The 12,130-nt window shown below is 32.6% G+C and carries 13 protein-coding genes; 10 read left to right on the forward strand and 3 right to left on the reverse strand.

Going from position 1 to position 12,130, the window contains the following annotated elements:
- Positions 1-237 precede the first annotated feature (237 nt).
- From NST00_RS14445 to NST00_RS14465, 5 genes are all read left to right on the forward strand, one after another.
- Positions 238-1,323, forward strand: a complete 1,086-nt coding sequence (locus tag NST00_RS14445) for an SDR family oxidoreductase (RefSeq protein WP_340710281.1) — start codon at positions 238-240, stop codon at positions 1,321-1,323.
- A gap of 290 nt (positions 1,324-1,613) precedes the next feature.
- On the forward strand, positions 1,614-2,384 hold the full coding sequence (locus NST00_RS14450; protein WP_340710282.1) for a TerC family protein: 771 nt from the start codon (positions 1,614-1,616) through the stop codon (positions 2,382-2,384).
- Positions 2,385-2,485: 101 nt separating this feature from the next.
- Positions 2,486-3,835, forward strand: coding sequence for a TrkH family potassium uptake protein (locus tag NST00_RS14455; protein WP_340710283.1), 1,350 nt, complete (start codon positions 2,486-2,488; stop codon positions 3,833-3,835).
- 586 nt (positions 3,836-4,421) lie between these two features.
- A complete protein-coding gene (locus NST00_RS14460) occupies positions 4,422-5,873 on the forward strand; it encodes a PAS domain-containing sensor histidine kinase (RefSeq protein ID WP_340710284.1) in 1,452 nt (483 codons plus the stop codon).
- 74 nt (positions 5,874-5,947) lie between these two features.
- Positions 5,948-6,394 (forward strand): MarR family winged helix-turn-helix transcriptional regulator, encoded by a 447-nt coding sequence (locus NST00_RS14465; protein ID WP_016838260.1) that lies wholly within the window; start codon positions 5,948-5,950, stop codon positions 6,392-6,394.
- A 121-nt stretch (positions 6,395-6,515) separates the two neighbouring features.
- Here the strand turns inward: NST00_RS14465 and NST00_RS14470 are convergent, their stop codons facing one another.
- The 3 genes from NST00_RS14470 to NST00_RS14480 form a co-directional block, all read right to left on the reverse strand.
- A complete protein-coding gene (locus NST00_RS14470; protein ID WP_016838261.1) occupies positions 6,516-7,163 on the reverse strand; it encodes a hypothetical protein in 648 nt (215 codons plus the stop codon).
- Positions 7,164-7,220: 57 nt separating this feature from the next.
- Positions 7,221-7,838: a CPBP family intramembrane glutamic endopeptidase gene (locus tag NST00_RS14475; protein WP_016838262.1), complete on the reverse strand. Its 618-nt coding sequence runs from the start codon at positions 7,836-7,838 to the stop codon at positions 7,221-7,223.
- Between the two features lie 79 nt (positions 7,839-7,917).
- A complete protein-coding gene (locus tag NST00_RS14480) occupies positions 7,918-8,112 on the reverse strand; it encodes a YkvS family protein (protein ID WP_016838263.1) in 195 nt (64 codons plus the stop codon).
- Between the two features lie 114 nt (positions 8,113-8,226).
- Here NST00_RS14480 and NST00_RS14485 point away from each other — a divergent pair, with 114 nt between their 5' ends.
- The 5 genes from NST00_RS14485 to NST00_RS14505 all read left to right on the forward strand — a co-directional run bounded on the left by NST00_RS14485 (position 8,227) and on the right by NST00_RS14505 (position 12,055).
- Positions 8,227-8,415 carry a hypothetical protein gene (locus NST00_RS14485; protein WP_016838264.1) on the forward strand — a complete coding sequence of 63 codons (189 nt, stop codon included), beginning with the start codon at positions 8,227-8,229 and terminating at the stop codon, positions 8,413-8,415.
- A gap of 48 nt (positions 8,416-8,463) precedes the next feature.
- Positions 8,464-8,634 carry an aspartyl-phosphate phosphatase Spo0E family protein gene (locus tag NST00_RS14490; protein ID WP_016838265.1) on the forward strand — a complete coding sequence of 57 codons (171 nt, stop codon included), beginning with the start codon at positions 8,464-8,466 and terminating at the stop codon, positions 8,632-8,634.
- Between the two features lie 232 nt (positions 8,635-8,866).
- Entirely contained in the window at positions 8,867-9,736 is an 870-nt protein-coding gene (locus NST00_RS14495; RefSeq protein ID WP_340710285.1) for an NAD(P)-dependent oxidoreductase, read from the forward strand.
- A 32-nt stretch (positions 9,737-9,768) separates the two neighbouring features.
- Positions 9,769-11,076, forward strand: coding sequence for an MFS transporter (locus NST00_RS14500; protein WP_340710286.1), 1,308 nt, complete (start codon positions 9,769-9,771; stop codon positions 11,074-11,076).
- 76 nt (positions 11,077-11,152) lie between these two features.
- Positions 11,153-12,055 (forward strand): chemotaxis protein, encoded by a 903-nt coding sequence (locus NST00_RS14505; protein WP_016838268.1) that lies wholly within the window; start codon positions 11,153-11,155, stop codon positions 12,053-12,055.
- Positions 12,056-12,130 lie beyond the last annotated feature (75 nt).

Raw genomic sequence — 12,130 nt, forward strand, 5'->3', positions numbered from 1 at the left:
GAGCGAGGAGTTATCCTTTCGCTCTTTTTCTTTTTTGCAATCTTTCTACATTATTCTTTTCGATTTTGGCTTGTAGATTGACAATGATGCTGACAACTTTAACTATTAACGAAGTGTAAGAAACGGTATTGTATAATATGCAATTACAAATTTGTAATACAGTATATGAAAGAAAGGAATACGGATTTTTGTCAAGAATAATTGATAAAAGAAAAAAGGGGGATGGAGGAATTGGCGATGGCAGTTCACTTTTTTACAGGTTTTCCTGGATTTATAGCGAGACAATTAATTGGAGAATTGTTCCAAAAAAACATAACGGACTCCGTGTATGTTCTTGTGTTAAGAACGGAAATGAAGAAAGCGGAAAAAGAACGTGAAAAAATTTTAGAAACTTATCCTGGAAGAAGGATTGAAATCATCGAAGGGGATATTACAGTACCAAAACTAAATTTAAAGGAAGAGACAATTAATCGAATTGCAAAGGAAGTTCGCTATTTTTGGCATTTAGCGGCAATCTATGATTTGGCAGTTCCTCGAGATGTGGCGTGGACAATCAATGTGCTAGGGACTTCCCATGTAAACGATTTTGTCAAATCATTACCTCATTTAAAACGATATATGTATTTTAGCACTGCTTATGTAGCAGGGAGAAGAGAAGGAGTAATTCTTGAGAAGGAGTTAATTCATCCAAAAGAATTCAAAAACTATTATGAAGAAACAAAATTTGAAGCGGAGCTGCTTGTGAAAAATTTAATTGGAGAAATTCCTCTAACTATCATTCGTCCAGGCATTGTGAAAGGACATTCGATTACAGGAGAGACCAATAAATTTGACGGTCCATATTTCTTTTTAAATATGATTGATTGTTTGAGTTTTTTACCTTTCATTCCTTACATCGGAAAATCGGATACACACATTAACGTAGTACCCATAGACTATATAACAGAAGCGGCTATTTTCCTCTGTGAAGAGGAAGAGGCGATTGGCAAGACGGTCCATTTAACGGATCCCAATCCCCATCCTGTTCAAGAAGTATATCGGGCGATGGTTAAGGAAATGACAGGAAAATTCCCAAAAGGGAGAATTCCACTTTCTATAGCGCAGAAATTTTTGCAATTAAAAAAGGTTCGAACAATACTTGGTGTGGAAAAGGAAACGCTTGATTATTTGACATGGAATGCGACCTTTGATTGTTCGATAGCAAAAGAACTTTTATCAAAAGGGAATATTAGTTGTCCGGATTTCATAGCAACCATTCCCTCAATGGTTCAATTTTATAAGAAAAATAAAAATAACCAACAATTTCATATTCCAATAAAATAATTTCATTGCAAATATAATATTCTATTGCTATACTTATCCTATAGAAAATCGAACATCCATTGACAATGTCAAAGGGGAGTAGCTATAAGTATTTAGTGTGACTAAATACTTACTTCATATTCGTCACTACATGGCAATTGCCATCGGATATGAAAGCAAACTTATTCAATTTTGCTTAGCAAGACCTTTGCCTAATTAGGCAAAGGTCTTTTCGTTTGCTTAAAATTAGAGTTCCTTGACTAGTAAAACAGTTACAAGTTGGGCATAAAAAATTTAAGGAGGAATTATTAGTGGAAGCAATTATTTTGGAATATTTGTGGGTCTTAGTCGTTCTCGTCGTTTTAGAAGGGCTATTGGCTGCAGATAACGCGGTTGTAATGGCCGTTATGGTAAAACATTTACCACCAGATAAACAGAAAAAAGCGCTATTTTACGGATTATTTGGTGCGTTCATCTTCCGCTTTACAGCATTATTCTTAATTACAATATTAGTGAATTATTGGCAAATTCAGGCGATTGGTGCAGCTTATTTATTGTTTATTGCCATTAAAAATATTTACGAGAAGAAATTTAAGAATGAAGAAGAGAAGATAGATGAACATCTACAAAAAGGCAAAGGCTTTTGGGTAACTGTATTAAAAGTAGAAATTGCAGATATCGCCTTTGCGGTAGATTCAATGCTTGCTGCTGTTGCAATTGCAGTAACTTTACCAGAAATTGGTGAATTCCATATCGGTGGCATTAACGGAGGACAATTTGCTGTTATGTTCTTCGGTGGTGTTATCGGCTTGATTTTAATGCGATTTGCAGCGCAAGCCTTTGTGAAAATATTAAATAAATATCCTGAACTTGAAACTGCTGCCTTTTTAATTGTAGGATGGGTCGGGGTGAAGTTAGTGGTGTTAACATTATCGCATCAAAAAGTTGGCATATTGCCACATGAATTCCCGCATTCAACCCCTTGGGAACTTACTTTCTGGGGCGTTTTATTAGCCATTGCAATTGGTGGATGGTTTGTTAGCATGGTAAAAAATAAAAAACAAAAAACAAAAGAAATTTAAAGTAAGGAAGGAACAGTTTTTGTAGCTGTTCCTCTTTATTTTATATAAAATTTTTCTTATACTAATAAAAAGTTTATTCGACAATAAAGAGGGCGAAATAAATGGCAAACATGTCCGAGAGAATAAAAAATATAACGCCATTTCAACTGTTAGTTTCATTTTATTTTATCGCTATATTAATATCATTTTTGTTATTACGAATCCCTGCTGTCTATAAAGATGGAAAAGAAGTATCAATTATTGATACGCTGTTTACTGCTGTCAGTGCAATTAGTGTTACAGGATTGACGGTGTTCGATATTTCGGAAACTTTCACTAATTTTGGAATGATTGTTTTATTGATTATTCTTCAATTAGGTGCGATTGGTGTTATGTCTATCGGCACCTTTATCTGGTTATTGATAGGGAAAAGAATCGGGATGCGGGAAAGACAGTTGATTATGATTGATTTTAACCAACATCATCTTGCAGGGGTTGTTCGGTTACTGAAAGAAATTGTAAAAATTTTATTTATTATTGAAGCATTAGGGGCACTTATTTTAAGCGTTCATTTTAAAAGATATTTTGAATCATGGTCAGAGGCCTTTAAACATGGGATTTTTGCTTCAATTTCTGCTACGACGAATAGCGGTTTTGATATTACGGGTCAAAGCTTTGAACCATTTTATTCCGATTATTTCGTTCAATTTATTACGATGATATTAATCGTACTCGGAGCCATTGGATTCCCGGTATTAGTGGAATTGAAACATTTTTTAATGAAAAAGAATCCCGCATTTCGCTTTAGTTTGTTTACTAAAATTACGACCGTAACGTATGGGGGATTGTTTATATTAGGTACACTTGTTGTCTTATTTATTGAATCATTTCATTCTTTAAAAGGTATATCATGGCATGAAAAAATTTTTGTTGCTATGTTTCACTCTGTTTCTACACGATCAGCTGGTTTAACGACAATGGATATCGGGATGTTTAATGAGGCGACAAATATCTTTCTTAGTTTTTTAATGTTTGTCGGTTCTTCGCCAAGTTCTGTTGGTGGGGGTATTCGAACTACCACATTTGCAATAGCTATATTATTTTTAATTAATTTCGCAAATGGAAGAAAAGAAATTCAAGTGTTTGGTCGAGAAATTTGTATGGATGATATTTTGAGATCCTTTGTAGTCATCATTTTAGCTTTCTTTATGGTCATGATCTCGACGATGATATTGGTAGTGACGGAACCCCATGGAACTGCTACACAAATTATTTTCGAAATAACATCTGCATTCGGAACATGTGGCATGTCTCTTGGACTTACTGAAAAATTATCAACTGCAGGGAAATTGGTCATTATGACCCTCATGTTCATAGGAAGAGTCGGGTTGATTTCATTTTTATTTACTTTGGGAGGAAAGGCCCAAACTCCAAAATATCGGTACCCAGAAGAACGAATAATTATTGGATAATGAGTTGAACAAGTGAATAAACTAAAAAAATTCACCATTTTTAAAATGAAAGTGGTGAATTTTTTTTCAATAATTATTATTAAAGAGTATAAAAGCTAATATGCCATTTTGTTCAGCAAAATACCAAATTGGGTGACTAAATGATAAGTCGAATTGACCATTTTTTTCTTTCTATGCTGTCGTATTAGAAGTTATTATTAAAACTTTTCTGAAAAATATGAATATCCTTGTCCTTTTTATCATATGTTTTGTAAAAAAAGGTTTTTTCAAAAAAATACAAGAATATACAAAATAAGGGGAAGTAGTAATTAGTAATCTAATATAATCGAATAAGTGAATTAATAATAGAACTAAATTACTATCACAATCAAAAAATATAATAATATAAAAGTAAAATTGATATCCGATATTGGTTAAAATTAGAAAATAGGTATATTATACCCATTTTATTCTGAATTGTTTTATGAAATAATTTTGTACAAAATATAAATTAAGAAAATTTTGTAAAATTAAAAATTAGCAATTTATATATAGATAGAAAAGATAAGAGAAATTTATGATTGAGGGGAAGGATTGGTGTATTTTAATGAAAAGTGCCACTATGTTGCCTTTTTTGGAAGAATTAGTCCAATATGATAATGATCCAGTGCTTATTTTAGACACCTCATGTAAAATTGAGTCAATCAATCAAAAAGCAGCCGAATTGTTGAACTTAGCTGTGGAGGTTGGGAAGCCCCTTTCCATGGATAAACTATCTCAATCACGTTGGTATTCATTTTTAAAAAGAATTAGACAAGAGAGTTTTTCCTTCTCTTCATTTAAAATTAAAAATAAGGATTCATCTTTTAAGGAAATTAAAGTTTTGGGAATGTTTATCCAAAAGGAGAATTTAGTATTTTTAAAAATATTAAGTGATGATGAAAAAAAGAAGTTTCAAGTGAGCAGTAGAGGTTTTCTTAATGATTTGCCTTATGGCATCATATTCTTCAAAGAAGATCAGATTTTTGAAATAAATTCTCAAGCGGTTGAATTATTAAAGATTGATGTTGAAAAAGGTTTAAACTTGTCACTGGAATCTTTTCTCTCAAAATATCATGACTATAAAAATAATAAATTACAATTCCTGTCTGATTTAAAAAAATATGGACAAGCAACGTTGGAAATTTCCCATTTAAATAATGAAGAAGAGGTTTATTTAACACTAAACTGCAAATACAATTATTATTTAGATATGTATGTAATGACAGTTATTGATAATACGGAAAATGTAAAACTAAAGCAAAATATGAGAGATTTAGAACGGTTAAGTAATATGGGTAGGATGTCGGCAAGCATTACCCATGAAATAAAAAATCTTGTAACATCATTGAAGGGTTTTGTTGAATTGTTGAAAGATAATACAACCGAAGAAGGAAAAAAATATTTACATGTAATGGAATCTGAAATGGAAAGAATGGAATCCATTCTTTCAGAATTGCTTTATTTGTCAAAACCAAGTAAGGCCATTGAGGAAAAGGTATCGCTTTTACAAATTTTGAAAGAAGTTGTTCAAATAATGCAACCACATGCATACTCGAACAATGTGATTATTCAATTAAATTCTGAAGACAATTGCAATTCCACGATATTGGGGAATGTCAATCAGTTAAAACAAGTGTTCATTAATTTAGTGAAAAATGCCATTGAAGTAATGAAAAAAGGTGGAACGATTACAATTGAATTAAAGGATGTCCACAATAAAATTCAAGTTTCGGTACAAGATGAAGGGATAGGAATTCCTGAAGAAAATTTAAGCAAGTTATTTACGCCATTTTTTACAACAAAGGAACAAGGAACAGGATTAGGTCTATGTCTTGTAAAAAAAGTGGTAGATGAACATCAAGGGAAGATTGTTGTGAAAAGTACTGTCGGTGTAGGATCTACGTTTATTTTAGAATTTCCAAATTATACCGAGGGTTATACTAAGATTTATTACAACGACAGCCAACTGAAAAAATGGTTGACTACCAAGGAAGTTAATTCATTACCAGTTGTATAGGCACGACTTTGACAAATCTTCTCTCAAATAGATATAATGCTTTTATATAGATAGAAAAAAGAGGATGATTTGTCTTGCCGTCAAATGAGATGAAACAATCGTTAAAATTGTATATTGTGTTATCAAGAGCAAATAAAGCGATTAATGAAGTGACAAATCAGTTTTTTCAACAAAAAGGTTTAAATCCAACTGAATTTGCTGTGTTGGAATTGTTATATCATAAGGGAAGACAACCTTTACAAAAAATTGGAAGTAAAATTTTATTAGCAAGTGGGTCTATCACATATGTTGTTGATAAACTTGAAAAAAGAGGTTTGATTAAACGGGTATCTTGTCCTTCTGACAGGAGAGTCACATATGCAGAGATAACTGAAGAAGGCGATAAATTTATGGAAGAAATATTTCCAGAGCATGAGAAAAATTTACATGAATTGATGAACGCGTTAACACCAAGTGAAAAAGAAATAGCAATCGAATTGTTGAAAAAATTAGGTTTATCGATTAAAGATTTGTCTTATTAAAAACGAGCTGTTCGCTAAGACGAACAGCTCGTTTGTATATTCTTTTGAATTGTATAATTATCTTCAAAAATTTTTTTATTTTATTGTAACTTCATCCTCCACCTAATTTTAGAGGGATAAGTTATTTTTCTTCAATTGTTAACCCCATTTTGATGAGTGCGTCTTTTAAATCGTAATCTTTTTGATCAAAAACAGATAAACGAACTAGTATATTATTTTTTTCGTAAACGATTCCAACGACTTCATCATTTTCAATGGTAGTTATGAATGCAACAGAATTAGTAATTTCCGGATGTTTATTAACCGCTTCAGTAATATCCAATGGTTTGTATTCGTTGATGGCTGCCATCCATTCTTCTGTACTTTTTACGAGATGATCATATGATGAAGCATTTTTTGGAAACACTTCAATACGCATGGAGATGGCATCATTATCTTGGAGGAAAAGAACTTCTTTTCCTGGTTCTTCTTTTGTGAGTTCATACCCTTCTAAAATTTGTATTGTATAATTTTCTTCTTCTACAACTGCGGTTTCATGAGTATACACTTCACCTTTTGATGTGTATTCAATTTTATTTTCAGGCTGATTTGTTTCTTCGTCTTGTGCTCCATTCTCTGTTGTCTCTTCATCTTCAACATTTTCTATTTCCTTTTCCGAATCTGCTGTTGTTTGATCTGGCTCCGTATTTTGTCCATTTGTTGTTCCACAAGCAGCGAGAAGGAACATTAATAGAGTTACTGAAATAAATAGTTGTAGTTTCTTTTTCATTTTACTCTACCTCCTTTTTGATTAAACGAATATGAAACGAAGGAAGTTTCATTTTTTTTAATAATGAATAAAAGGCAATATTAAAAATAACAGCAAAACAAAAACTTCATGCGCAACGATGACTAATGGCATACTTTTCTTCCATTCGTATAAAAACCCAAATATTAGGGATATAATGAATGCGCAAATGACACCATGGATAAATCCGCTCAATGATATTGCCAATGCAAATAATAAGCTAGTCATGATGCAAGCAATTACTGGAGAAACATATTGTTTGAGTGCATGTTGAACGTAGCCGCGCCAAAACAATTCTTCACCGACGACAATGATAAAAATGAGCAATAAATAATGCCAAATATTATTCGGACCATATGTTTCTAAAAATTTGCGAATCGTTTTTATTGAACTACTGTCTGTAAACTTAAGCAACATATAACCAAGTCGGATGATGCCATAAGTAATTGTGCCGAATCCGATACCAAATAGGATATATTTCCAAGTTGGGAGTTCATCTTTGAATTTCCCAAAAAGGATGGAGATTGCAGTACCGACGAGGAGAGTAAAAGTATATAAATGCCAGAAGATTTTTTTTACTTCGAAGGAACAATACATACTTATAAAGATGAAAGCAAGCGAGAGAAGGAGTACAATCATTTGTTTTGAAAATTTCATGTTACTTGCCTCCTTTGTTATCATAATATCAAAAAAAACTCCCCCTATCATCAATTACAAATGAAAAGGGGAAGTTTTTTTATTTAAAATCATTTACTGACTTTACGATTTTATAACGTTTATGATTAACGACGGTTTTTTCTTCCAGATCTAAGTCACGATAGTTCGACATAATTGTTAAATCAACAATTACTGAATTATCATTGACTTTTTCAACCATTCCGCGAAGTCCATCCTTAAATTCAATAATATCTCCCACTTCTGCTATTTTCATTGGCGTGCCCCTCCTCTATCAGTTACTATGAAGTTAGTTTGCATGATAATAGAACAAATGTAAAGTGATTTTAGAATAATTTCGAAAATATAAGAAGTAGGAGGTAAAATATTTATGAATAACTACAAAGATATGATTGAAAAGTTAAAAAATGGGGAAATAAAAAGTATAGAAATTACAAAAGAGGAATTTTTGCAGTTTCGTGAAGTGCTTGTGAATGATGAAAAGTTTAAACATTTTAGAGGTGAAGCAAAACAAGGTGGAAGGGTCATTTATACTTATTCAGATACACCGCGTGCATAACAAAAAACTACTTCCACCCATTTCTATATGAAAGAGGGGATTAGAAGTATGGATAGATTGAAGCTACATTTGGAGTACGTTCGGGAAAAAATGATTCGTTCAGGTTTAGAAAATGGCCTGCAATCACCAAAAACGATTCGATTAAGTAAACAACTGGACCAGATTTTAAATCAATATCAAAAGCATGAAAAATCCCCATTGATTATTACGAAAAAATAATTTTTTTCAATTTTTTGTTATAAAAAATCATGCAATTGGCAATAGTATTTTTTGAACACAGCAACATTCTCATTTTCCCCCTTTTCAAGCAGCGTATCTTGCTGCTCTTTTTTTTGTCTATGTATTAACAATTTTTTCATTACATATCAACAATTGCCCATTTATATGGTACATTACAAGAAAGTGTAAAATATGCATATTTTTAATAATGATACAGGGGTGTTGGGGAATTATGTTTAATAAAAAGATTGCATTTATCGGTACAGGGGTTATGGGAACTAGTATCGTAAAGCATCTATTGAAGGCGGGATACGAAGTAACGTTATATAATCGTACGAAGGAAAAAGCAATTCCTTTAATTGACCTTGGAGCTACTTGGGCTGATACACCTGCCCTTGCTTCTGAAAACAAGGATATCATTTTTACAATGGTTGGTTTTCCTAAAGATGTTGAAGATGTGTATTTTGGAGATGATGGCATTTTCAAAACAGCAAAAAAAGGTTCGACTCTCATAGATATGACGACTTCAAAACCGAGCCTTGCAGAGAAAATATATGAGGCAGCGAAAGAAAAGGGAATAATGAGCCTTGATGCACCGGTGTCTGGGGGAGATATAGGTGCAAGAAATGGTACATTATCCATTATGGTAGGTGGAGATGAAGAAGTTTTTAAAGAAATGTTGCCAATTTTTGGATTATTTGGCTCCAATATTGTTTATCAAGGAAAAGCTGGCTCTGGTCAACATACAAAAATGTGCAATCAATTATTAATAACGACGAACATGATTGGCGTGTGTGAATCCATTGCTTATGGAATGAAGGCAGGATTAGATTTAAATAAAGTATTAGTGTCGGTTTCATCAGGAGCTGCTGGCTCATGGTCATTATCAAATTTGGGACCACGTATATTAAAAGATGATCTAGATCCAGGCTTTTATATTAAACATTTTATTAAAGATATGAAAATTGCTTTGGAAGAAGCAGAAAAAATGGAATTAGATTTACCAGGTTTACATTTGGCGAAAGAAATGTATGAGACGTTGTTAAACAAAGGGTATGGTGATTTGGGAACTCAAGCGTTAATTAAATACTACAATGTCTGAGTGGCAATTTTAAACTGATAGGGGCGATATTTTTGATTAAAGGCCAAAACCTGAGGAAGAGGAATCAATTCGCATTATATTGTTCCCTTCCAATTCTTTCATGGGCATTGTACGATTTTGCGAATACGATTTTTTCATCCAATATTAATACGGTTTTTTTTCCTTTTTATATGGATGAAGTGCTTGGAACAGATAGAGTGATGGAACAGGTTGCAAGCTCCTTTATTTCTTATGCCAATGCTTTTGCAAGTCTCTTTTTGGTGCTCTTTTCTCCGCTTTATGGTGTTTGGATTGATCAAACAGGTTATAAAAAGAGATTTATCGTTTGGTTTGCATCTATCTCAATATTTTTTACATTTATGATGGGAATTTTTGCTCAACTGGATGTTTCAAGTTATATTTCAGGATTGCCCCTCAGTTTGTGTTTCGTTGTTCTTAGTTTTATCATTGCAAAATTTTGTTTTAATTCCAGTTTAGTGTTTTATGACACGATGTTAGGAGATCTTGGCACAAGTGAAGAGATACCATTAATTTCAGGATTTGGTGTAGCTGTCGGTTATTTAGGAACGATAGTAGGGTTATCGGTATACTTTTTCGTAGCTGATGGTGGTTTTCATCGAGCTTTTATTCCAACGGCAATTCTTTATCTTATATTTTCCTTACCATTATTTTTCTTTATTAAAGATCGACCAATCCCTAAACATCAAAGAAAAAAGCTTGGATTTTTTAAAGGATATAAAGAAATTGTCGATACTTTTAAAGATATGAAAAAATATAAAGCAATTTTTACTTTCATGATTGCTTACTTTTTCTTAAACGACGCCATTGCAACGACAATAGCGATGATGGCAGTCTACGCAACAGTGATTGTTGGCTTTACTTCTGGGAAATTTATAATTTTATATTTAGTAAGTACCATATCTACTGTGATTGGGTCTTTCATTTTTGGCAACATTACAAAAGCAATTGGTGCCCGAAAAGCTGTTGCAATCGTAAGCATCATTATGATTATCGCTTTAATAATAGCGGTATGTGCTACACAAGAATGGATGTTTTGGATTGCGGGAAGCATGTTCGGTGTGTCACTTGGTTCCATGTGGGTAACCTCTAGAACATTGATTATTGAATTATCACCGGAGGAAAAACGTGGTCAATTTTTCGGTTTGTTTGCTTTTTCAGGAAAAGTTTCTTCTATTATTGGCCCAGCGTTATATGGAACGGTGACGTTCATGCTAAAGGATTATGGACCCCTTGCATCAAGAATTGCTTTAGGTTCTTTAATTGTATTAACGGTTATTGGTTTAATTGTTCATTTGCAAGTACAGCAGGAGCAACATTAAATTTAAATTATTACCATCTGAATTTATAGAAAAGTTATATTATTATATTTAGTTATATAGGAAGGAATGATGATAGATGGAGCAAAAAAGTATTTTACTAGAATCAGGAACCAACGAATTAGAAATTGTTGAATTTGAAGTAGGAAATAATAAATTTGGAATCAATGTAATAAAAGTAAAAGAAATCATACAGCCGCTTCCTGTCACATTTATTCCTCATGCTCATCCGCATATAGAGGGAATTGTCCAGTTGCGAGGAGAAGTATTACCGGTTGTCGATATGTTGAAAGTGTTAGGAATACCAAATGCCTCTTATAGTGATCAGCAAAAATATATTGTTGCAGAATTTAATAAACAAAAAGTGGTATTCCATGTGGATAATGTTACACAGATACATCGTATTTCTTGGAATCAAATTGAAAAGCCTTCAGATATGTATCAAGGAAGTTCTAACCAAGTTATCGGTGTCATTAAAATAGGTGAATCAATGATATTATTACTTGATTTTGAGAAAATAATGGTTGATATTAATCCAGATTCCGGAATTAGCATGGATTCTGTAAAGAAACTTGGAAAGAGGGAACGATCAGAAAAAAGAATCATCGTGGCAGAAGATTCACCATTATTGCGTAAATTGTTAAATGATACATTAACAGAAGCAGGGTATGTTAATTTAGAGTTTTTTGAGAATGGTAAAGAAGCTTTTGAATATCTGGAACACTTATTAGAAACGAATGATGATATTACGAAGCATGTACAATTAGTGGTAACGGATATTGAGATGCCACAAATGGATGGACACCATTTAACAAAAAGAATAAAAACTCATTCAGAGCTACAAAAGTTACCGGTTATTATCTTCTCAAGTTTAATTACCGATGATCTTCGCCATAAAGGGGAAAGAGTTGGTGCAGATGATCAAATTTCGAAACCTGAAATTGGAGATTTAATTTTAAAAATTGATGAATTGATTTTGTAACATAGCACAATTTTAGGTATCCATCAATTCAATAGCTTTTTTCAATTCACATTTGTCGGATGCCTTTAAAGGCTC

The organism is Ureibacillus sp. FSL K6-0165, assembly GCF_038004285.1.
GTDB classification, from domain to species: Bacteria; Bacillota; Bacilli; order Bacillales_A; family Planococcaceae; genus Ureibacillus; species Ureibacillus thermosphaericus.